We start from the raw sequence: 21,179 nt of genomic DNA, 5'->3' as shown, positions 1-21,179 counted from the left end.
GAGCAGCTGGCCGTCAGGCCGCTCGACCGCGACGGCCGTTACGGTGTCTTCTTTGCCAGCTGGCAGGTCGGCTCAATCGACTTGACCCGCGGTCAAACTGTCAGTGATGTGTCCGAACAACCGTCAGCTATGTCCCCGGTCTGAACACTTGACCGGGCGATCCAGTACTCCGAGACAGTTATGATTGAACCGAGAAGTCGCGGCGTACTGGATTCCCCGCCTTCGCGGGGAATGACAGCGGTGATCAGAGAACGAGCCGCCGCCTCACACTCCGTCATTGCGAGCGCAGCGAAGCAATCCAGAATCCCTCCGCGGCGGCAGTCTGGATTGCTTCGCTGCGCTCGCAATGACGATGTGGAGCGAGCGTGCGCCAAACTCCGCTTTCGTGCCCCGGACGCGGCGCAGCGTCTCTTCGACGGTGCGCTGCAGAGCGGGGGCCCATGTCGCTGTGCCGCCTTCTGGGCCCCGGCTCTGCGCAGCGTCACTACGTGCCGCAGCGTGTCCGGGACACGAGGTGACCCAATCCATCCCATTCACAACTCCGTGTCTTTATTCGGAAACGATCATTCCCTATTATCCCGCAATGCAAAAAGCCGCCCGAAGGTCCAGGCCTGCCGCCCAACCACCTGCTGCCCAGCCACCCGGCCGTCCCCGGGAGTTTGATATGGACACGGCCCTGGACGGGGCGGTGCGGGTGTTCTGCGAGCGGGGTTATCATGCCACCTCGATCGGCGACCTCACCGCCGCGATGCGGCTTGCCACCGGCAGCGTCTACAAGGCGTTTCGCGACAAGCACGCCGTATTCGTCGCCGCCTTCGAGCGCTACGCGTCGGTGCGCCGGGAGCAGACCCGCAGCGCGGCCGCGCGCGGCGCGAATGGCCGCGAACGCTTGCGTCTCGTGCTTGAGTCCTATGTCGAGCACTCCCAGGGCAGCGAAGGGCGCCGCGGCTGCATCGTGGTCGGCAGTGCGGTCGAGCTGTCGGCGGTCGATCCGGTGATCCGCGCGCGTGTGTCCGCGCAACTCGCGACCAACGAGAGCTTCATCGCCGGCCTGATCCGCGAGGGTCAGGCCGACGGCTCGATCCCTGAACATGTCGAGGCTGACGACACCGCGCGACTGATGATCTGCATCACGCAGGGCTTGCGCGTCGTCGGCAAGGCGCGGCTGCCGCTCGACGGCGAGCGCCTGGTCGGCGTCGCGATGAAACTGCTCGCCTGAATTCTTGTCATATTAGGGAACGATCGTTCCCGATCTAACGGAGACTTGCGTAAATGACGATGAATGCCACGATCGAGACCGCGCCCGAACCGGATGCGGTGTCGCAGCGACTGACCTTCGTGCTGGCCGCAGCCTGTGGCATGATTGCCGCCAACATCTACTACGCCCAGCCGCTGATCGCCCCGATCAGCGCTGCGCTCGGCCTGTCGCATGAAGCGGCGGGGTTGATCGTGACCATGACGCAGATCGGCTATGGCGTCGGGCTTCTCTTCATCGTGCCGCTCGGCGACCTCGTCGAGAACCGCACGCTGATCTGCTCGGTGATCACGCTTGGCGCAGCGTCCCTGCTCGCCGCAGGGTTTGCGACCCACGCGCTGCCGTTCCTGATCGCGGCGCTGTTCATCGGGCTCGGCTCGGTCGCGGTGCAGATCATCATTCCCTACGCGGCGCATCTGGCGCCGGAGGCCATCCGTGGCCGCGTCGTCGGCAACGTCTCGACCGGGCTGATGTTCGGCATCATGCTGGCGCGGCCGGTGTCGAGCTTCGTCACCGCGGCGACGTCGTGGCATGCGGTGTTCTTCGGCTCGGCTGCGCTCATGATCGTGCTGGCAACGGTGCTGTGGCTGACGCTGCCGAAGCGCAAGCCCGTTGCACGCATGCATTACGGCACGCTGCTGCTGTCGATGCCGCATCTGGCCCTGACCACGCCGCTGCTCCGGCGCCGGGCGCTCTATCAGGCCAGCCTGTTCGGCTGCTTCACGCTGTTCTGGACGGTGGCGCCACTCCAGCTCGCCGGTGTGTTCGGCTTCTCCCAGAGCGGCATCGCTCTGTTTGCGCTGGCCGGCGTCGCCGGCGTGTTCGCGGCTCCCATCGCGGGACGGCTCGCCGATCGCGGCCATAGCCGGATCGCGACGCTGGTTGCGATGCTGCTCGCCGCTTTCGGTTTCCTCGTGACTTATATCGGCGCGGCTGGCTCGATGCTGAACCTCGCCTGCCTGGTCGTGGCCGCGATCGCCATCGACATCGGCGTGCAAGGCAACGTCGTGCTCGGCTTCCGGGCCATCTTCGCGCTCGGTCATGAGCATCGCAGCCGCCTCAACGGGCTCTATATGGCGACGTTCTTCGCGGCCGGCGCTGCCGGCTCCGCAATCGGCGCCTGGGCGTTCGCGCAAGGCGGCTGGACGCTGGCATCGGGAATCGGGCTCGCTCTGCCCGTCGCGGGCTTGCTCTATGCGGCCACCGAATAGCTGCCGGGCGAGCCGGGAATTGTGCGATGCGGCCGTTTACCAAGCCTTGGATAGGGGGCCGCGCGAGGCGCAATTTCCATCTCGCGGTTTCCCTGCCGCTGTAGTACTTTGGTCGCAAGCGGGCCCGGTTAACGGGCGGCAGGGGGAGGCTGATGAGGCGTGCGGGACTGTTTGGCGTACCGCGGGTACGGCCATGGTCGTGGCAGGCGTTTCTGCTCGGGCTAGTCGTCGTCGGAGTGTCGGCTGCGCTTCAGGGCGTCTGCGTCGCGCTCGGCGCACAATTTTATTTCGCGGCGTTCCTGCCCAGCCTGTTCGTGCTCGGATTTGTCGCGGGCGCGCCGGCGGCGGTGTTCGCCGCACTGCTCACGATTCCGCTGGTGTGGTGGGCGTTCATCCCGCCCTTCTTCCAGTTCATGCCATTGAGCAGTGCGGGCGCGGATTCCATCAACCTGTTCTGCCTCATCGCCGTGCTGCTGATCGGACTTGCCGATCTCTGCCGCGAGACGATGACGATCATCAGCCGCGGCGGGCTGAAGCCCTCGGGCGAGAGCGCGGCAACGAATTCTCAATAAATGCACGATGCGCGATCGGTGACGTTGCGCGCGCGCAACAGTCCGGCAACCATCCGCGCGCTTGCTGAGCGCCGCTAACTTTTCGAAAAAGATTTGGCCGCAAATTCCCTCACAGGAAGGACGAGGGAGTTTTCGGACATGAACGGCCAAATGAGTGGTCACGCCATCCTGGAGAACGTGCGCCGCTATCGCGGCATCGCATCGCTCTATCGCCAGACCGCTGCATTCCGCCCGGGCCAGAGCTGCTCGCTGCTGGAGCAGGCGAGGGAATGGGAAGCGCGGGCGCTGTCGGAGCTGGAAATCTATTTCGCCGCGCGTATGGATTATGCCGCGCCCCTCGCGGCCTGATCGTTAACCATCGCTCGCCGGTCAGGTGCGATGCTTCCGCGACCGGCCCGGCGCAAACAATATCTGTGGCGACTACGGAGTTGCCCCGCCGCCTGCGTGTGATAGCAACGCGCTCGGATTTATCTCGCGACGGGCTGGGGGCGTACGATGACCATTTTCAACCGCATCTTCACGACAGAGCGCCTGCTCCAGATCATCGTCGTCCTGGCGGCAACGGTCGCGATGAAGCTGATGGGCTGAGTATAGGCGGGCTATCGCTCGCCGAATTCGGGTACGTCAGGCAGATAGTTCGATCCCTCCGATCCCAGAAAATCGAACATCGCCTGCGCTGGCGGCAGCAGCACCTTGTCGCTGCGGCGGATCACGTACCATTGCCGGACGATCGGCAGGCCCGCGACGTCGAGCACGATGAGGCGGCCTTCGGCGAGCTCATGCGCCACGGTGTGGGCCGAGATGAACGCGATGCCGAGCCCGGCGATCACAGCCTGCTTGATGGTCTCGTTGCTGCTCATCTCCATGCCGATGATCGGCTCGAGATCGGACTTCTGGAACATGCCCTCCATCAGCGTCCGCGTGCCCGAGCCCGGCTCGCGGGTGAGAAAGGTCTCGTGCACGAGATCGGTGAGGCTGAGGCCCGAATCCTTCTCCAGCCAGTGCCCTTTGCGCGCGACGATGATGTGCGGATTGCGCCCGAGCTGACGGACGTCAACGCTGACGTCGGCCGGTGGCCGACCCATCACCGCGAAATCGAGGTCGTAGCCGTGCATGGCCTCGCGGATGTCCTCGCGATTGCCGACAGTGAGCTTGATCTCGATCTTCGGATAGCGCTTCGAGAACGCCGCGATCGCATGCGGCACGAAGTATTTTGCGGTCGAGACCGCGCCGAGATGCACCGTGCCGCCGGTCCGCCCCGCGAGCAGGTCGAGCGCGCCCTGGCAGTCCATGATCGCGGCTTCGACCCGCTCGGCCAGCGCCAGCACCTCCTTGCCCGCCTCCGTCAACAGCATGCCGTCACCGGTCCGCTGCACCAGCGGCAGGCCAGCGAGGTCCTGGAGCTGGCGCAGCTGCTGGGTCACGGCCGGCTGGGTCAGACCGAGCTGGGTCGAAGCCGCCGTGACGCTGCCCTTGGCCGAGAGCGCCGCAAGCGAGCGCAGCTGCCGGATCGTCAGATGCCGGAGCTGGGCCGCCGCATGGCCGGGGCCATTATAAGAAATTTCTTTGGCACTCATTATGAATAGAAATTTTCCTTATTAAGCCGCCCCTGTCAATCTTCTCATGCCGGGACCGACCGCACCGACCTCCGCCGGGGAGGGAACTGGATGCGGCGCCCGCAAGGGGATGGACGCAGATGACCGGGCAACTCAGGCTGGACGACCACCTTCAACGCTATTCCGAGACGGCGCCGCACGCGCTGGCCGTGGCGGCCGCAGTCGATGCCATCGCGGTGGCCGCGATCGAGATCGCCGACCTCATCGCGACAGGCGATCTTGCCGACGCCTCGGGCCTGACCACGGGCCGCAACAGCGACGGCGATGTCCAGCGCGATCTGGACGTGCAGGCGGATGCGATTCTGCGCCGCTGTCTCGGCAAGTTGCCAGTCGCAGCGCTGGCGTCGGAGGAGATGCGCGAGCCGCAGATCGGCGACCGAGAAGCAAAAATCTGCGTCGCGATCGATCCGCTCGACGGCTCCTCCAATATCGACATCAACATGACCGTCGGCACGATCTTCTCGATCCTGCCTGCGCCGGATGATCTCGCGCTCGCTTTCCATCAGCGCGGCTCGGCGCAGCTCGCGGCGGGGTTCGTCACCTACGGCCCGCAGACCTCGCTGGTGCTGACGCTCGGCGACGGCGTCGACATCTTCACCCTCGACCGCAAAGCCGGCTGCTTCCGCCTCGCGCGCAGTGGCGTTCAGATCTCCGAGGCGGGCGATGAGTTCGCGATCAATGCTTCCAACCGCCGTCATTGGGATTCGCCGGTGCGCGCCTTCGTCGACGAGTGCCTCGCCGGCGTCGAAGGGCCGGCCAACCACAACTTCAACATGCGCTGGATCGGCTCGCTGGTCGCGGAGGCCTATCGCATCCTCACCCGCGGCGGTGTGTTCCTCTATCCGTCCGATGCGCGTCCCGGCTATGGCGACGGCCGCCTGCGCCTCACCTACGAAGCGCATCCGATGGCCATGATCATCGAGCAGGCCGGCGGCTCGGCCTCGACCGGGCGCGAGCGCGTCCTCGATCTATCAGCGGAAAGCCTGCACCAGCGCGTGCCGCTGATCATGGGTTCGAGCAACGAGGTGCGACGCGTCGCGGAACTGCATTGCGATCCGTTGCTAGTCGCCAGCGTCTCCGCACCGCTGTTCGCGCGGCGTGGCTTCTTCCGGTTGTGAGCGAGGCGTTCCCATGTCCAGGAAACATCCGATCATCTCCATCACCGGCTCCTCCGGCGCCGGCACCACCTCGGTCAAGAAGACGTTTGAGCAGATCTTCTTCCGCGAGAAGGTCAACGCCGTCTACATCGAGGGCGACGCCTTCCATCGTTACGACCGCGCCGAGATGCGCACGCAGATGGCGAAGGAGGCCGACCGCGGCAACAGGCATTTCAGCCATTTCAGCCCCGAGACCAATCTGTTCGAGGAGCTGGAGCGCGCGTTCCGCGACTATGGTGAGACCGGCACGGCGACGACGCGGCATTACGTGCACGACGTCGAGGAATCAGCACTGCATGGCGCAGCTCCCGGCACCTTCACCGAATGGGAACGGCTGCCGGAGAATTCGGACCTGCTGTTCTACGAAGGCCTGCACGGCGCCGTCGTGACCGAGAAGGTCAATGTCGCGCGCTATGCCGATCTCAAGATCGGCGTCGTGCCCGTGATCAATCTTGAATGGATTCAGAAGCTGCACCGCGACCGCAGCGCGCGCGGCTATTCGACCGAGGCCGTCACCGACACCGTTCTGCGGCGGATGCCGGATTACATCCACTACATCTGCCCGCAATTCAGCGAGACCGACATCAACTTCCAGCGTGTGCCGACGGTGGACACGTCCAATCCGTTCATCGCGCGCTGGATCCCGACGCCGGACGAATCGATGGTCGTGATCCGCTTCAAGAACCCGCGCGGCATCGACTTTCCCTATCTGCTCTCGATGCTGCCGCAGAGCTGGATGTCGCGCGCCAATTCGATCGTGTGTCCAGGCGCGAAGCTCGACCTCGCAATGCAGCTCATCCTGACACCGCTGATCATGCAGCTCATCGAGCGCAAGCGAAATCTGAAGTGAACAAGGGGAGAATCCGATGAACATCTCCGTCCACGCCGAAGCCGACCGTACCGCGGTCGCGCATAGCGATCTCGCCAACGCTGTCCGCTTCCTGGCGGTCGATGCCATCGAGACATCGCAGTCCGGCCATCCCGGCCTGCCCATGGGCATGGCCGATGTCGCGACCGTGCTGTTTTCGCGGTTTCTCAAGTTCGACTCCGCGCACCCCAACTGGCCGGATCGCGACCGCTTCGTGCTGTCGGCCGGCCACGGCTCGATGCTGCTCTACGCCCTGCTCCATCTCACCGGCGGTGATGTCAGCCTCGACGACATCAAGGCGTTCAGGCAGTGGGGCTCGAAGACGCCGGGCCATCCGGAATATGGTCACACGCCTGGTGTCGAGACCACGACGGGGCCGCTGGGGCAGGGGATTGCGACCGCGGTGGGCATGGCGCTCGCGGAGCGGATGGCCAATGCGCGGCATGGCGATGGGCTCGTCGATCACTTCACCTATGTGATTGCTGGTGACGGTTGCCTGATGGAGGGCATCAGCCAGGAGGCGATCTCACTGGCTGGTCACCTCGGGCTTGGCCGCCTGATCGTGCTGTTCGACGACAACGGCATCTCCATCGACGGGCCAACGTCGCTTGCCACCTCCGACGACCATCTTGCACGCTTCGCTGCATCCGGCTGGTCGGTGCGCCGGGTCGACGGGCACGATGCCGAAGCCGTTGCGCAGGCGATTGCAGAAGAACGAGAGAGCGCAAAGCCATCGCTGATCGCCTGTCGCACTATCATCGGCTACGGCGCGCCTGATAGGCAAGGCACCGAGAAGGCACATGGCGCGCCGCTCGGCGCCGAGCAGGCCGCGGCGGCGCGTCGGACACTTGGCTGGGACTATCAGCCCTTCGTGGTGCCGATTCCCGTCGCGAAGGCGTGGCGGATGATCGGGCAGCGCGGGCAGGTCGAACGTCTCGCCTGGCTCGATCGTTACCAAGGCGCGACGCCGGAGCAGCGCGATCTGTTCGTCGAGGGCAAGGCTGTGGCTCTGCCGGCCGCCTATGCACTGGCCGCAGCGAAATTGCGCGAGCGCTTTGCCAGCGAGCGTCCCAAGCTCGCGACGCGGCAGGCCTCGCAACAGGTGCTCGACGGCATCGCCGGGACTGTTCCCGGGCTCGTCGGTGGCTCGGCAGATCTGACGCATTCGAACCTGACGCATGCCAAGGCGCAGGCTCCGGTCAAGAGCGGCGCGTTCGCGGGCGACTACATCCACTACGGCATTCGCGAGCACGGCATGGCCGCGGCGATGAACGGCCTCGCGCTGCATGGTGGCTTCATTCCCTATGGCGGCACCTTCTTGGCCTTCTCCGACTACAGCCGGCCGGCGATCCGCCTTGCGGCCTTGATGCGGCTGCGCGTCATCCATGTCATGACCCATGACTCCATCGGGCTTGGCGAGGACGGCCCCACGCACCAGCCGGTCGAACATCTCGCAGCGCTACGGGTGATTCCCAATCTGCTCGTGTTCCGCCCCGCAGATGCCGTGGAGACGCTGGAAGCCTGGGACTGTGCGCTCGCGAGCGAAGATCGTCCATCCGTGCTGTGCCTGTCGCGGCAGGCCTTGCCGACCTTCCGCAGCGATGCGCGCGGCAAAAACCGTGTCGCGCGCGGTGCCTATCTCGTTGTCTCGCCGGATGGCGGTCGTGACGTGACGCTGATGGCGACCGGGTCGGAAGTCTCGATCGCGCTGGAAGCCGCCCGCCTGCTCGCGACCGAGCACATCCGTGCGGCCGTCTGCTCCGCGCCCTGCTTCGCGCTGTTCGAGGAGCAGCCGGACGACTATCGCGCTTCCGTGCTCGGCGCCGCGCCACGCATCGGCGTCGAGGCGGCAGTCGCTGGCGATTGGCATCGCTGGATCGGCGCTGACGGGGAGTTCGTCGGCATGCGCGGCTTCGGCGCCTCGGCGCCGGCACCGGTGCTCTACCGCGAATTCGGCATCACGCCGCAAAGCGTTGCTGAAGCCGCCCGACGGGCGATCACCCGCGCTCGCAAGCCATAACAGGAGAATTTCCGTGGCCCGTATCACCCTTCGCCAACTGCTCGATCACGCCGCCAATCACAGCTACGCGGTGCCGGCGTTCAACATCAACAACATGGAGCAGGGCATCGCGATCATGCAGGCGGCGGCCGAGGTCGACGCGCCCGTGATCATCCAGGCTTCGCGCGGCGCGCGCAGCTATGCCGGCGATCTCATGCTGTCGCACATGATCGACGCGCTGGAGCGGACCTATCCGGATATTCCGCTCTGCATGCATCAGGACCACGGCAATGACGAGGCGACCTGTGCCTCCGCCATCGCCCACGGCTTCACCTCTGTCATGATGGACGGCTCGCTCAGGGCAGATGCGAAGACGGCCGCGGATTACGACTACAATGTCGCAATCACCCGCCGTGTGGTCGATCTCGCCCACTGGGTCGGCGCTTCCGTGGAAGGCGAGCTCGGTGTGCTCGGCTCGCTCGAGCATGGTGGCGGCGAACAGGAAGACGGTCACGGCGTCGAAGGCAAGGTCAGTCACGATCAGCTGTTGACCGATCCCGACCAGGCTGTCGACTTTGTTCGCGCCACCAAGGTCGATGCGCTCGCGATCGCGATGGGCACCTCGCATGGCGCCTACAAGTTCAGCCGCAGGCCGGACGGCGACATCCTGGCGATGCGGGTGGTCGAGGAGATCCACCGCCGGCTGCCGAACACGCATCTCGTCATGCACGGCTCCTCGTCGGTGCCGCAGCCGCTCCAGGACATGTTCAACCAGTTCGGCGGCGAGATGCCGCAGACCTGGGGCGTGCCGGTCGAGGAGATCGTCCGCGGCATCAAGAGCGGCGTGCGCAAGGTCAATATCGACACCGATTGCCGCCTCGCGATGACCGCGGTGTTTCGGAAAGTGGCCGCGCAAACGCGCTCCGAATTCGATCCGCGCAAATTCCTGAAACCCGCGATGGATGCGATGCGCGAGCTTTGCCGCGACCGTTTCGAGCAGTTCGGCACCGCGGGTCACGCCAGCAAAATCAAGGTCATTCCCTTGAGCGAGATGGCGCGGCGCTACCGCGCCGGCGAGCTCGATCCACGCATCGGCGCCCGCGAGCCCGTCGCCGCCTAGTCATTCAGAGAGAAGAAACAGGAGAGAGACATGAACGTTCATACCGGCACCGTTCGCGGCAAGGAGCGTTATCGCTCGGGCGTCATGGAATACAAGCGCATGGGCTATTGGGAGCCCGACTACACGCCAAAGGACACGGATGTCATCGCGCTGTTCCGTGTCACGCCGCAGGAGGGCGTCGATCCGATCGAGGCGTCCGCCGCGGTCGCCGGCGAATCCTCGACCGCGACCTGGACCGTGGTGTGGACCGACCGCCTGACCGCCGCGGAAAAGTATCGCGCAAAGTGCTATCGCGTCGATCCGGTGCCGGGCACGCCGGGCTCGTACTTCGCCTACATTGCCTATGACCTCGACCTGTTCGAGCCGGGCTCGATCGCCAACCTCTCGGCCTCGATCATCGGCAACGTGTTCGGCTTCAAGCCACTCAAGGCGCTGCGGCTGGAAGACATGCGCTTCCCGGTCGCCTATGTGAAGACGTTCCAAGGACCGGCGACTGGCATCGTGGTCGAGCGTGAGCGGCTCGACAAGTTCGGCCGGCCGCTGCTGGGCGCAACCGTCAAGCCGAAGCTCGGGCTTTCGGGGCGCAATTACGGCCGCGTGGTCTACGAGGCGCTGAAGGGCGGGCTCGACTTCACCAAGGATGACGAGAACATCAACTCGCAGCCCTTCATGCATTGGCGCGACCGCTTCCTCTATTGCATGGAGGCCGTGAATCGCGCGCAGGCGGCGTCCGGCGAGGTGAAGGGCACGTACCTGAACATCACCGCGGGGACGATGGAGGACATGTACGAGCGCGCGGAGTTCGCGAAGGAGCTCGGCTCGTGCATCGTCATGATCGACCTCGTGATCGGCTACACCGCGATCCAGTCCATGGCGAAGTGGGCACGGCGCAACGACATGATCCTGCATCTGCATCGCGCTGGTCACTCGACCTATACGCGGCAGAAGAGCCACGGCGTGTCGTTCCGCGTCATCGCGAAGTGGATGCGGCTCGCCGGCGTCGACCATATCCATGCCGGCACCGTGGTCGGCAAGCTGGAAGGCGATCCCAACACGACGCGCGGCTATTACGATGTCTGCCGCGAGGATTTTAACCCGACCAAGCTCGAGCACGGCCTGTTCTTCGATCAGTCCTGGGCGAGCCTGAACAAGATGATGCCGGTCGCTTCCGGCGGCATCCATGCCGGCCAGATGCACCAGCTGCTCCATCTCCTCGGCGAGGACGTCGTGCTGCAATTCGGCGGCGGCACCATCGGCCATCCGATGGGCATTGCGGCCGGCGCGATCGCCAACCGCGTCGCACTGGAAGCGATGATCCTCGCCCGCAACGAGGGCCGCGACTACGTTCACGAAGGGCCAGAAATCCTGGCCAGGGCGGCTGAGACCTGCACGCCGCTGAAGGCCGCGCTCGAGGTCTGGAAGGACGTCACCTTCAACTATCAATCCACCGACACGCCGGACTTCGTGCCGACGGCGCTTGAAACCGTTTAAGGAGATTTGACATGAAGCTCACGCAAGGCTGCTTCTCGTTTCTGCCTGATCTCACTGATGACCAGATCACCAGGCAGGTGCAGTACTGCCTGACGAACGGCTGGGCGGTGAACATCGAGTTCACTGATGATCCGCATCCCCGCAACACTTACTGGGAGATGTGGGGGCTGCCGATGTTCGATCTCCAGGATGCCGCTGGCGTGATGATGGAGCTCGCCGAATGCCGCAGGGTGTACGGCGCCCGCTACATCCGCATCAGCGGCTTCGACTCCAGCCATGGCTGGGAGTCGGTGCGGATCTCGTTCCTCGTCAATCGTCCGCCGCAGGAAGCGGAGTTCGATCTGGTGCGGCAGGAGGTCGGCGGCCGCGCCATCCGCTACACCACCGTGCGCCGGCAGGTCGCGCACGCGTCGACTTAAGTCGTTCTCCTCCGCGCGGAGCACTCCCTGCTCCGTTTCCTTGGCGGACCACTGCTTCGCCGCTCCCCCGCGGCGAAGCTCTTTTCTTCGAGGTGCCGATGCTCGATGTCCCCTACGCAACGACGACCGAACACAGCGAAACCCATTTTGATCTCCGCAAGGAGGCCGAGGCCGCGGGAATCACTGATACGCTGCAACAGCTCGAGCAGGAGCTGATTGGGCTTCGGCCAGTCAAGAGCCGCGTGCGTCAGATCGCATCGCTGCTGCTGATCGAGCGCATCCGCCAGCGCGCGGGCCTGGCATCGGCGCCGCCGACGCTGCACATGTCGTTCACCGGCAATCCCGGCACCGGCAAGACCACGGTGGCGCTGCGCATGGCGAAAATCCTGCACGGGCTCGGTTTCGTGCGGCGCGGGCAGGTGATCTCGGTGACGCGCGACGATCTCGTCGGTCAGTATATCGGCCACACCGCGCCGAAGACGAAGGAGATTTTGAAGAAGGCGATGGGCGGCGTGCTCTTCATCGACGAGGCCTATTATCTGCATCGGCCCGACAACGAGCGTGACTACGGCCAGGAGGCAATCGAGATCCTGCTCCAGGTGATGGAGAACCAGCGCGAGGACCTCGTCGTGATCCTTGCCGGCTATGGCGAGCGGATGACGAGCTTCTTCGCCTCCAATCCGGGCTTCCGTTCGCGTATCGCCCACCACATCGACTTCCCGGACTATGCAGAAGCCGAGCTGCTCGTCATCGCCGAGCTGATGCTCAAGGAGCGGGGCTACCGCTTCTCGGCTGCGGCGCGCGAGGCGTTTGAAAGATACATCGCGCTGCGCAGGACCCAGCCGTTCTTCTCCAATGCACGCTCGATTCGCAACGCCGTCGATCGCATCCGCCTGCGGCAGGCCGATCGTCTGGTGTCAGATCTCGACCGGATGCTCGATGTCGGCGATCTCGAAACCATCGATCCGGCGGATGTTCTCGCCAGCCGCGTCTTCAGCGGTGGCGCCGATGTGCGGAGTGCAAAGCCATGACCAAGGAAATCATCATCGCACCGTCGATCCTGGCAGCAGACTTCGCCCGTCTCGGCGAAGAGATCGTGGCCATCGATGCCGCCGGTGCCGACTGGATCCATTGCGACGTCATGGATGGACATTTCGTGCCCAACATCAGTTTTGGTGCCGACGTCATCAAGGCGGTCCGGCCTGTGACGTCGAAGATTTTCGATGTGCATCTGATGATCGCGCCGACCGATTCCTATCTGGAGGCGTTCGCAAAGGCGGGCGCAGATGTCATCACCGTTCATGCCGAAGCAGGTCCGCATCTCGACCGCTCACTCCAGGCGATCCGCGCGCTCGGCAAGAAGGCCGGCATCAGCCTGTGTCCGGCAACACCGGAGAGCGCGATCGAATATTTGCTCGATCGTCTCGACCTCGTGCTGGTGATGACGGTCAATCCGGGCTTTGGCGGCCAGTCCTTCCTCGAATCGCAGCTTGAGAAGATCAGCCGCATTCGCAGCATGATCGGCGACCGGCCGATCCGGCTCGAGGTCGATGGCGGCATCACGCGCGACAATGCTGCGGCCGTGGCTGCCGCAGGCGCCGATACGCTCGTGGCGGGTTCTGCGGTGTTTCGCGGCAAGAGCAGCGCCGACTATGCCGGCAATATCGCCGCCATCCGTATCGCGGCGGAGGCCGGGCGAGTGCCAAAACTGCAGGATAATTCAGCGCAGCCGATGCGCGTCGGCGAGGCCGCGCTCATCCGGTAGACTACGGTAGGCAAGCGCGACAGGGTAACCGCCAGCCCGGTTGTGCCAGCGTGCCGCTCTTCTCCGGGTTCCACGGAGGATGCTGCACATTACAATCAGCTCCTTCACGTCGGGTAACCAACGCGCCAGAGACGAAAATTCGATTAACGCTCTCGCAATGCTATGCGTCTCAATCTGCGGTTTAGGAACGCTGAGAGAGCGTGGGGATGCGGATCCAGGACATTTGTGGGCATGAGGCCTGCACGCGGCGCGGAGCGATGGCATGAGCTTGCATCGCTTGTTCGCCGAGCAGCTTCGCTGCGCCACCGATGCGACTGGACAGGTTGATCTCGTCAAGCTGGGCGAGCTCGTCAGCGCGGCCTATGATGCGAGCGACCGCGATCGCCAGCGGGTGATCCACGCACGCGCTCACACGCACGACGAGGTCGAGCAGGATCTGCTGCGGACCCAGGAATTCCTCGACACCATCGTCGAGAACATCCCGATCGCGGTCTTCGCGAAATGCGCCAAGGATTCGCGCTACATCCTGCTCAACCGCGCCGGCGAGAACTATTACGGCCTGTCGCGCGAGCAGATGCTGGGCAGGACTCCCGAGGAGATCTTTCCAGCCGATGTCGCCCGCGGGGTCAACGAGCAGGATCGTCGCGTCGTCGCCAGCGGCATGCCGATGTTCCTCGAAGAGCATCTGCTCGAAGTCGGCGTCAAGGACCACGACCGGGTCGTCAATTCGCGCAAGATGCTGATCACCGACGATGCCGGAGATCCGCAATATCTGGTCGGCGTGATCGAGGACGTCACCGAGCGCGTCACCACCCAGGAGCGCATCAGCCATCTGGCATATCATGATGCGTTGACCGACCTGCCGAACCGCAGCGCCTTCAACGCGACGCTGGACGAGCGGCTGGAGCGGGCGCAAGAGGCGTCCACCAGTTTTGCGGTGCTCAGCCTCGATCTCGACCGCTTCAAGAAGGTCAATGACGTCTTCGGCCATCCCGTCGGCGACATGCTGATGCGGGCGGCGTCGGATCGTCTTGCCGCGGAAGCCGATGGCGCCTTCGTCGCCCGCGTCGGCGGTGACGAGTTCATGATCCTGATGCCCGACGACCTCGGGCGCGAGGACGTGCTGGCGCTCGCCGAGCGCCTGGTCGAGGTGATCGGCAAGGAACTCGAGATCGACGACTATCTCTCCCAGGTGGGTGTCAGTGTCGGCATCGCCGTCTATCCCGATGACGGCGTGGACGCCGCGACGCTGCTCGCCAACGCCGATTCCGCCCTCTATCGCGCCAAGCGCGAGGGCGGAGGCAGGGTCTGCTTCTTCGAATCCGAGATGGACCAGGAACTGCGCGACCGCAGGTTGTTGCAGCACGATCTACGGCAGGCGCTGGAGCAGAACCAGTTGCTCGTCTACTTCCAGCCGCAGGCGCGGATAGATGGCGAGGTCATCGGTTTCGAGGCGCTGCTGCGCTGGAATCACCCGACGCGGGGCTTCGTGCCGCCGGACCAGTTCATTCCGCTCGCGGAGGAGAACGGGCTGATCATCCAGATCGGCGAATGGGTGCTGCGCGAGGCCGCCGCGAGGCGGCATCCTGGCCGCGGCCATTGCAGGTCGCGGTCAATCTGTCGCCGGTTCAGTTCCAGGCTGGCGATCTCGAACGCGCGATCCACCAGATCCTGCTGAAGACGGGGCTTGCGCCGACGCGGCTCGAGGTGGAGATCACCGAGGGCGTGCTGATCGGCGATTTCGCCCGCGCGCTCAATCTGCTGCGGCGGCTGAAGGCGCTCGGCATCCGCATCGCGATGGACGATTTCGGCACCGGCTATTCCTCGCTGTCCTATCTCCAGTCGTTTCCGTTCGACAAGATCAAGATCGACCGCAGCTTCATCTCCAATCTCGAGGCCGCGCCGCAATCGGCCGGGATTGTCCGCGCCGTCCTCAGTCTCGCGCACGCGCTGAATATCCCGGTCGTTGCCGAGGGGGTGGAGACCGAGGCCCAGCGTGCCTTCCTGGAACGCGAGGCTTGCGAGGAGATGCAGGGCTATCTCGTCGGCCGGCCCGACCTGATCGAGCGCTATCTCGACCTGATCGGCGTCGCCGTGGAACGATGGCTCTACGCTTAGGCCTCTGGGGCGAGCGGCCCGGTTCCATGCGCAAGCCCGCGCGTTCGGAACTAAAGTGCGCGTGCGCATTTCTCAAAAGTTAACTGCGATCAGGCGCGTTGTGCAGGCAGCAAATGTTTTGCATAACCGCCATCGGCCTGACGCAAATCAGGGCAATAAGGCCTGTGAATGCGAGGGAGGGTCTCATGGAGAACGTACGTCGCTACCGCGCGCTGGCGTCCCTCTGTCGTCAGCAGGCGGCCTACCGGCCGCTCCAGAACTGGGAACTCCTCGGCCAGGCCGAGCATTTCGAACATCTCGCCGAGATCGCGCTGAAGGCCCATTTCGACGCGTGCAATGCGCAACGCGAAGACGCCGTCGCAGCCGCGGCATGGGAGGCCCCCGTCGCGGCGTGAGGGCGTTGCACCGATCTCGCCGGTGCGAGACTGGTCTCGCTAATGCGACATCAGCGTCGGCACTGTCATGGCTTCCAGCATGGCGCGGGTGACGCCGCCAAGGATGCGCTCCTGCAATCGCGAATGGCCGTATCCGCCCATTACCAGCAGGTCGATTTCTTCGTCGGCCGCCAACGACAGGATGGTTGGCTGAATGTCGGCGCGCGGCGCCGAAAAGCTGGCCGTGCGGGTCGAAAGCCCGCGGCGGCCGAGATGTCTTGCCAGATTGCTCGCTGAAGCCTCGCTTGGCACCGCGTCGGCTTCGTTGATCGTGATGATCACGATTTCCTCGGCACGCGCCAGGAAGGGGGCCGCATCGCGCATCGCGCGGGCGGCGAGGCGGCTGCCGTCCCAGCAGATGCCGATCCGCTTGGCGTTGAATGCGCCGCGGAAGGTGTAGGGCAGGAACAGCACCGGGCCGCCCGCCTGGAACAGGATCTCGCCCGGCACATCGTTGTCGAATGAGCCCTTCGCCGGATCAGGCTGGAGCACGATACTGAGGTCGTGCAGCCGCGCCATCTCGCCGAGCGAGCCGGCGGCATCCACCGGGATCGCGCCGAGCGGGTGGCAATCATAGGAAATGCCGGCGGTGGCCGCTTCGCTCTTGAAGACCGCGAGGGCAGCCTCGGCCCGCTCCGCCGCGCGCTCGCGTTCCATCTCGAACACGGCAGCTACCGCGGCGCCGCCTTCCATGACGTAAGCTGCACTGGTCGCGATATAGCTGACCGCGACCGCGTCGAGATGGGCGTTGAGATGCGCCGCGAGCGAGACCGCGCCGTCGATCACTGGACGCATCGGGCGCTCGGTCGGGATGTGGACGAGAATGTCTTTGTACATGGCGCGCCTCCGCTGGTCATCATCCGGTGGCTGCAGTCTTTCACGGCCCATCCAAAGCACGTTGAGCTGCATCAAACATGGAGCCCCGATTTCCGGCTTGCCGCTGGCCGCAGGACCTTTGCCAAGATTTAATCGGATGGACGGGACGCCGTAAGGTGGCGATGTCCATGTTGGGTGCAAGGCGACTTACCCAACATGGACATTTCGACATGAACGACCGCGTCAATTCCGACACCACCACGTCCCGCAAGATCCTGAGGCCGCGCCGGCTCGCGCTGCTCGGTACTGTGGCCGCGCTTGGCGTGGCCGTGCTGGCTGCTTCTCCCGCCTCGCCGTTTGGCATGACCTCCTTCGTCGCGCCGGCCCAGGCCGCGGAAAGTGCCGCCACCCCGCCGGGCTTCGGCGATCTCGTCGCCAAGGTGAAACCCGCCGTCATCTCGGTGCGGGTCAGGATCGACCAGGACAACGACAAGAGCGCGATGCTGCAGCAGAACCGGATGGATCAGGATGAGGATTCGCCGTCCGACCAGTTCTCGCGGCAGTTCGGTTTCCGCGGCCCGGGTGGCATGAACGGCATGCCGCGCCAGCGCCACCAGGTGATCACGGGCGAAGGCTCCGGCTTCTTCATCTCCGCCGACGGCTATGCCGTGACCAATAATCACGTCGTCGACCACGCCGAGTCCGTGCAGGTGACGATGGACGACGGCACGGTCTACACCGCGAAGGTCGTCGGCACCGATCCGAAGACCGATCTCGCGCTGATCAAGGTCGATGGCAAGAAGGACTTTCCGTTCGTGAAATTCTCCGACCAGAAGCCGCGGATCGGAGACTGGGTCGTCGCGGTCGGCAATCCCTTCGGTCTCGGCGGCACCGTGACCGCCGGCATCGTCTCGGCCAGCGGCCGCGACATCGGCAACGGGCCCTATGACGATTTCATCCAGATCGACGCCCCCATCAACAAGGGCAATTCCGGCGGTCCGGCGTTCGACATGAACGGCAACGTGATCGGCGTGAACACCGCGATCTTCTCGCCCTCAGGCGGCTCGGTCGGCATCGGCTTCGACATCCCGTCCACGACCGCAAAGCTCGTCGTCGCGCAGCTGAAGGACAAGGGCGCGGTAACCCGCGGCTGGCTCGGCGTGCAGGTGCAGCCAGTGACGGCCGAGATCGCGGACAGCCTCGGCCTGAAAGAGGCGCGCGGCGCGATCGTCGACAATCCGCAGGACGGAAGCCCCGCGGCGAAGGCCGGCATCGAGGCGGGCGACGTCATCACCGCCGTCAACGGCACAGCGATCAAGGACTCCCGTGATCTCGCCCGCACCATTGCCACGCTGGCGCCGGGCAGCTCCGTGAAGCTCGACGTCCTCCACAAGGGCGACAGCAAGACGGTGACGCTCGCGCTCGGCGAGTTGCCGAACGAGCGGCAGGCCAAAGCCAGTGAGGGCAAGGCGCAGTCCGGCAACGGCACGCCGCGTCTCGGCCTCGCTTTGGCTCCGGCCAGCGAGGTGCAGGGCGCCGGCCAGAAGGGCGTCGTCGTCACCGAGGTCGATCCGCAAGGACCGGCCGCGCAGCGCGGCATCCAGACCGGCGACGTCATCCTCAATGTCGGCGGCAAGGCTGTCGCCAATGTCGGCGAAGTCCGTGCGGAGCTGGCGCAGGCCAAATCGTCCGGCAAGAACAGCGTGCTGCTGCAAGTCAAAAACGCTGAGGCGACCCGGTTCGTCGCGGTGCCGCTGGCGTAAACCGCCCGCTTTCGATGGCAAACTTAAAAGGCGGCCCTGAGGGCCGCCTTTTTCGTGCGCGCCTGGAAGATACCCACAGGCGCCGATAACATTCTCGTTAACGGCAGCATTGATGACGGGTTCGTCCGAAAAAGCCGCGTTCGCTCGTCAGACTTCGACTCGTGGGTCGGGCCTTGGCGGCAATGAAGACGCCGAGGCGAATTGCAGGAGTGGAACTTCGAACGTCCGGTCGCCTTATGGAACCGGAGTTCGCATTTGATCGGTGCCGACATGGATCGATTGAAGCTCTCTCTGAGATATGCGCTGCTGGTGGCGCCGATCGTGCTGACGACTGGAAACGCCCTCGGGCGCGACGATGGCCGCTACGCCAACTCACCCCTAAAACCCTGGTTCGACAGTCTGCGCAGCCATCTCGGCCCGTGCTGCTCCGACGCCGACGGATTTGCCGTCTCGGATCCCGATTGGGAATCGCATGACGGCCACTATCGTGTCCGCCTCGACGGTCAATGGGTGGATGTGCCCGATGAAGCCGTCATCACCGAGCCGAACCGGGCGGGGCGCACCATGGTTTGGCCGGTGAAGACCGCGTTCGGGATTGCGATCCGCTGCTTCATGCCGGGCAGCATGATCTGACTTAGCGTCACCACTTGCTGGATTTGCGCTTCGACGATTTCCTGACCGTCTTCTTCTTCTTGGCTGTCTTCTTCTTGGATGCCGTCCGCTTGGCCGCCTTCTTCGGGACTTTCTTGCCCTTCTTGCGCGCCTCCGACAGGCCGATCGCGATCGCCTGCTTGCGGCTCTTCACGCGTCCACCGCGACCGCCTGGCCCGCTCTTCGCAGTGCCTTTCTTGTAACGGCGCATCTCGCGCTCGACATCGCTGCCGGCGCTGCGCGAGTAGCGGCGCTTCGTTGCCTTGCGTGCCATCAACTCTCTCCAGTAGCCCGGGGAGAGAACCGCATCGGCCACGTAAACGTTCCAGATGCGTCGGGTGCGCTCCTCTAGAAGGAGTTCGCCAGCTCGATCTCGGCCTCGAGCACCTGGATGCGCCGCGCGGCCTCAATGGAGGACAGAGCCCGATCGTATTGAGCGGGCTGATAGGCCTCCTCGCTCAGCCGCTTCAGCCTCAGCCCTTGCGTCCGCGTCATCTGCTCGGCGAGGAAAACTCTGGCGTCATATTTACCCTGAACCTGCATCTCACCTCTCCATTCTGAAATCGTGACTTGACTATATGTTCTTATTTTGTTCTAACAAGCCATGGACAACAGAATTAATGAAATTCGACGTAAAATCAGCGCCTTGAGGCTGGAGATGGCCAATATCGAGGCATCCGTGCGCGACCTCGTCAATCGCGACCGCGACTGCACAGAAAAGGCCCTGGCGCAGATGGATCTGCGCCAGAAAATCAACCTGCTGATCGGCGAATGGAAGGCAGCCGGCGGCGGCGATGTGCTGCCGGATGTTCGTGACCGGGTACGCCTTCGTGCCGTGAAGACATCAGGCAATCAAGTCGGGAATTCCTTGCGTGCGATCGCGCGCCGCTGAGAGCTTTGGGAGCGCGCGGTGGAGGAAGACCCGGACACGTACCGGATCCTGAGACTGCGCGCCGAGATTCTCCAATTGGGCTCTGCCATCCGGCAATTGCAGCGCGAGGGCCTCGACGACGCCGCGGTCCAGCTTCTGATCGCACGCAAGCGCGCGCACCTCGACCATCTGGTGAAGACGAACCTCTACGGGCAGCGGCCCTGGCATCGCTGACGTCAGACGCAGCTAAAGCGCGCGCCGACGGTGTGGCGTTAGAGGGATTGTATCGGACACCAAAGCAAGAAGGCCCCGCGATCGCGGGGCCTTCGATCAATGGCGGTGAGCTTACTTGGTGTTGCTCATGCCACTCTTGTTGTTCGTCATGGTGCCGCCCTGATCTGAGCCGGGACCGGAACCGCCTTGACCAGATGGATCTGCGCCCTTGGAGGATTTGGTGTTTGCGCCCGTGGTCTGCGACGATGACATCGCCGATCCATGTTTCGCCTTGTGCGACTTCGCTTGCGCGGCGAACGGGGTGACTGCGAGGCCGGTTGCCAACATCACGGCGAGGGCGAGCTTGGTCGTCTTCATGCGCGGGAACTCCCTGGGTTAAATTGACGCAGGCAGCCAACCGCTGTTCGCCGCGAGAGTTCCTGACAAAGCAATGGCAGGCTTCAAGATTCCTTGTCTTCGGCAAGGATGAACACGACGCCCGTGAGTGTCGCCCCGATCGCGAACGTCGTCACCAATGTGAGGACGAAGACGAGGACGGCCTGGCTTCCGCCGTGATTGAGCAGATTGGCGACCGCCGGATTGGACAAGATGAGCGCGAGACCGAATACGAGCCCGAGAGCTGCGCCCATCAACGTGTGCGTCACAAGCTTGATGACGCCGGTGGGAGAGATCAGGCTCGGCGATTTCTTGGGCGACTTGTTCGCATCCATGGAACCGACCCTCGATTCTGCATGCAAACGCGCACGGTGGTCCTGGGTTCCATCAACATGAGGGAATTGTCATCCGCTGCTTCATCCGACGTTCATGCCGGGCTTGCGA

Annotated in this window: 25 protein-coding genes and 1 pseudogene; 20 read left to right on the top strand and 6 right to left on the bottom strand. The window is 64.4% G+C overall.

Annotation, left to right across the window (positions count from 1 at the left end; all coding sequences use genetic code 11):
- The 5 genes and pseudogenes from B5V03_RS42495 to B5V03_RS28505 all read left to right on the top strand — a co-directional run.
- Positions 1 to 144, top strand: a pseudogene (locus B5V03_RS42495) (IS481 family transposase); the annotation flags it as partial.
- A gap of 520 nt (positions 145 to 664) precedes the next feature.
- Positions 665 to 1,219 carry a TetR/AcrR family transcriptional regulator gene (locus B5V03_RS28520; RefSeq protein WP_245502361.1) on the top strand — a complete coding sequence of 185 codons (555 nt, stop codon included), beginning with the start codon at positions 665 to 667 and terminating at the stop codon, positions 1,217 to 1,219.
- A 53-nt stretch (positions 1,220 to 1,272) separates the two neighbouring features.
- On the top strand, positions 1,273 to 2,466 hold the full coding sequence (locus B5V03_RS28515) for an MFS transporter (protein WP_129273702.1): 1,194 nt from the start codon (positions 1,273 to 1,275) through the stop codon (positions 2,464 to 2,466).
- A 152-nt stretch (positions 2,467 to 2,618) separates the two neighbouring features.
- Positions 2,619 to 3,038: a DUF4118 domain-containing protein gene (locus B5V03_RS28510; RefSeq protein ID WP_129273701.1), complete on the top strand. Its 420-nt coding sequence runs from the start codon at positions 2,619 to 2,621 to the stop codon at positions 3,036 to 3,038.
- Between the two features lie 138 nt (positions 3,039 to 3,176).
- Complete coding sequence (locus B5V03_RS28505) at positions 3,177 to 3,386, top strand: hypothetical protein (RefSeq protein WP_129273700.1); 210 nt, start codon at positions 3,177 to 3,179, stop codon at positions 3,384 to 3,386.
- 251 nt (positions 3,387 to 3,637) lie between these two features.
- Here B5V03_RS28505 and B5V03_RS28500 read toward each other — a convergent pair whose 3' ends face one another.
- Positions 3,638 to 4,615, bottom strand: a complete 978-nt coding sequence (locus tag B5V03_RS28500) for a LysR family transcriptional regulator (protein ID WP_129273699.1) — start codon at positions 4,613 to 4,615, stop codon at positions 3,638 to 3,640.
- Between the two features lie 119 nt (positions 4,616 to 4,734).
- On the opposite strand from B5V03_RS28500, the gene B5V03_RS28495 reads away from it, so the two are divergent.
- The 11 genes from B5V03_RS28495 (at position 4,735) to B5V03_RS28450 (ending at position 15,986) form a co-directional block, all read left to right on the top strand.
- Complete coding sequence (locus tag B5V03_RS28495; protein WP_129273698.1) at positions 4,735 to 5,772, top strand: class 1 fructose-bisphosphatase; 1,038 nt, start codon at positions 4,735 to 4,737, stop codon at positions 5,770 to 5,772.
- 13 nt (positions 5,773 to 5,785) lie between these two features.
- Positions 5,786 to 6,661 (top strand): phosphoribulokinase, encoded by an 876-nt coding sequence (locus B5V03_RS28490; RefSeq protein ID WP_129273697.1) that lies wholly within the window; start codon positions 5,786 to 5,788, stop codon positions 6,659 to 6,661.
- 16 nt (positions 6,662 to 6,677) lie between these two features.
- On the top strand, positions 6,678 to 8,699 hold the full coding sequence (gene tkt, locus B5V03_RS28485) for a transketolase (RefSeq protein WP_129273696.1): 2,022 nt from the start codon (positions 6,678 to 6,680) through the stop codon (positions 8,697 to 8,699).
- Positions 8,700 to 8,712: 13 nt separating this feature from the next.
- On the top strand, positions 8,713 to 9,798 hold the full coding sequence (gene fba / locus B5V03_RS28480) for a class II fructose-bisphosphate aldolase (protein WP_129273695.1): 1,086 nt from the start codon (positions 8,713 to 8,715) through the stop codon (positions 9,796 to 9,798).
- 30 nt (positions 9,799 to 9,828) lie between these two features.
- On the top strand, positions 9,829 to 11,289 hold the full coding sequence (locus B5V03_RS28475) for a form I ribulose bisphosphate carboxylase large subunit (protein WP_129273694.1): 1,461 nt from the start codon (positions 9,829 to 9,831) through the stop codon (positions 11,287 to 11,289).
- Positions 11,290 to 11,300: 11 nt separating this feature from the next.
- Positions 11,301 to 11,708 carry a ribulose bisphosphate carboxylase small subunit gene (locus B5V03_RS28470; RefSeq protein ID WP_129273693.1) on the top strand — a complete coding sequence of 136 codons (408 nt, stop codon included), beginning with the start codon at positions 11,301 to 11,303 and terminating at the stop codon, positions 11,706 to 11,708.
- Positions 11,709 to 11,806: 98 nt separating this feature from the next.
- Positions 11,807 to 12,739, top strand: a complete 933-nt coding sequence (cbbX, locus tag B5V03_RS28465; RefSeq protein WP_164988352.1) for a CbbX protein — start codon at positions 11,807 to 11,809, stop codon at positions 12,737 to 12,739.
- The gene (gene rpe / locus B5V03_RS28460) at positions 12,736 to 13,473 is read left to right on the top strand and encodes a ribulose-phosphate 3-epimerase (protein ID WP_129273691.1); all 738 of its coding nucleotides are present in this window, start codon (positions 12,736 to 12,738) and stop codon (positions 13,471 to 13,473) included. Before cbbX ends, rpe begins: the two co-directional genes overlap by 4 nt.
- Positions 13,474 to 13,735: 262 nt before the next feature.
- Complete coding sequence (locus B5V03_RS28455; protein ID WP_433995350.1) at positions 13,736 to 15,151, top strand: putative bifunctional diguanylate cyclase/phosphodiesterase; 1,416 nt, start codon at positions 13,736 to 13,738, stop codon at positions 15,149 to 15,151.
- Entirely contained in the window at positions 15,073 to 15,591 is a 519-nt protein-coding gene (locus B5V03_RS43065) for an EAL domain-containing protein (RefSeq protein WP_433995349.1), read from the top strand. The genes B5V03_RS28455 and B5V03_RS43065 overlap by 79 nt, the downstream gene beginning before the upstream one ends.
- Positions 15,592 to 15,776: 185 nt before the next feature.
- On the top strand, positions 15,777 to 15,986 hold the full coding sequence (locus B5V03_RS28450) for a hypothetical protein (RefSeq protein WP_129273690.1): 210 nt from the start codon (positions 15,777 to 15,779) through the stop codon (positions 15,984 to 15,986).
- Between the two features lie 39 nt (positions 15,987 to 16,025).
- Here the strand turns inward: B5V03_RS28450 and B5V03_RS28445 are convergent, their stop codons facing one another.
- Complete coding sequence (locus B5V03_RS28445) at positions 16,026 to 16,862, bottom strand: universal stress protein (protein ID WP_164988351.1); 837 nt, start codon at positions 16,860 to 16,862, stop codon at positions 16,026 to 16,028.
- Positions 16,863 to 17,071: 209 nt separating this feature from the next.
- On the opposite strand from B5V03_RS28445, the gene B5V03_RS28440 reads away from it, so the two are divergent.
- Entirely contained in the window at positions 17,072 to 18,604 is a 1,533-nt protein-coding gene (locus B5V03_RS28440; protein ID WP_164988350.1) for a Do family serine endopeptidase, read from the top strand.
- 270 nt (positions 18,605 to 18,874) lie between these two features.
- Complete coding sequence (locus tag B5V03_RS28435) at positions 18,875 to 19,237, top strand: hypothetical protein (protein WP_129273687.1); 363 nt, start codon at positions 18,875 to 18,877, stop codon at positions 19,235 to 19,237.
- A 7-nt stretch (positions 19,238 to 19,244) separates the two neighbouring features.
- Here the strand turns inward: B5V03_RS28435 and B5V03_RS28430 are convergent, their stop codons facing one another.
- Both B5V03_RS28430 and B5V03_RS28425 read right to left on the bottom strand, forming a co-directional pair.
- A complete protein-coding gene (locus tag B5V03_RS28430) occupies positions 19,245 to 19,529 on the bottom strand; it encodes a DUF6496 domain-containing protein (protein ID WP_129273686.1) in 285 nt (94 codons plus the stop codon).
- Positions 19,530 to 19,603: 74 nt separating this feature from the next.
- The gene (locus B5V03_RS28425; RefSeq protein ID WP_129273685.1) at positions 19,604 to 19,798 is read right to left on the bottom strand and encodes a DUF3072 domain-containing protein; all 195 of its coding nucleotides are present in this window, start codon (positions 19,796 to 19,798) and stop codon (positions 19,604 to 19,606) included.
- A gap of 115 nt (positions 19,799 to 19,913) precedes the next feature.
- Between B5V03_RS28425 and B5V03_RS28420 the strand changes: the two genes are divergently transcribed.
- Positions 19,914 to 20,147, top strand: coding sequence for a hypothetical protein (locus tag B5V03_RS28420; RefSeq protein ID WP_129273708.1), 234 nt, complete (start codon positions 19,914 to 19,916; stop codon positions 20,145 to 20,147).
- 18 nt (positions 20,148 to 20,165) lie between these two features.
- Positions 20,166 to 20,360: a hypothetical protein gene (locus tag B5V03_RS28415; RefSeq protein WP_129273684.1), complete on the top strand. Its 195-nt coding sequence runs from the start codon at positions 20,166 to 20,168 to the stop codon at positions 20,358 to 20,360.
- Between the two features lie 111 nt (positions 20,361 to 20,471).
- Here B5V03_RS28415 and B5V03_RS28410 read toward each other — a convergent pair whose 3' ends face one another.
- Both B5V03_RS28410 and B5V03_RS28405 read right to left on the bottom strand, forming a co-directional pair.
- Positions 20,472 to 20,717 carry a hypothetical protein gene (locus tag B5V03_RS28410; RefSeq protein ID WP_129273683.1) on the bottom strand — a complete coding sequence of 82 codons (246 nt, stop codon included), beginning with the start codon at positions 20,715 to 20,717 and terminating at the stop codon, positions 20,472 to 20,474.
- Positions 20,718 to 20,800: 83 nt separating this feature from the next.
- Positions 20,801 to 21,070 carry a hypothetical protein gene (locus B5V03_RS28405; protein ID WP_129273682.1) on the bottom strand — a complete coding sequence of 90 codons (270 nt, stop codon included), beginning with the start codon at positions 21,068 to 21,070 and terminating at the stop codon, positions 20,801 to 20,803.
- Positions 21,071 to 21,179: the final 109 nt, after the last annotated feature.

The sequence above is a fragment of the Bradyrhizobium betae genome (assembly GCF_004123905.1).
Classification (GTDB): Bacteria; Pseudomonadota; Alphaproteobacteria; order Rhizobiales; family Xanthobacteraceae; genus Bradyrhizobium; species Bradyrhizobium betae_A.
Note: the sequence above shows the minus strand (reverse complement) of the source record. Positions and strands in the feature narration are given on the sequence as shown.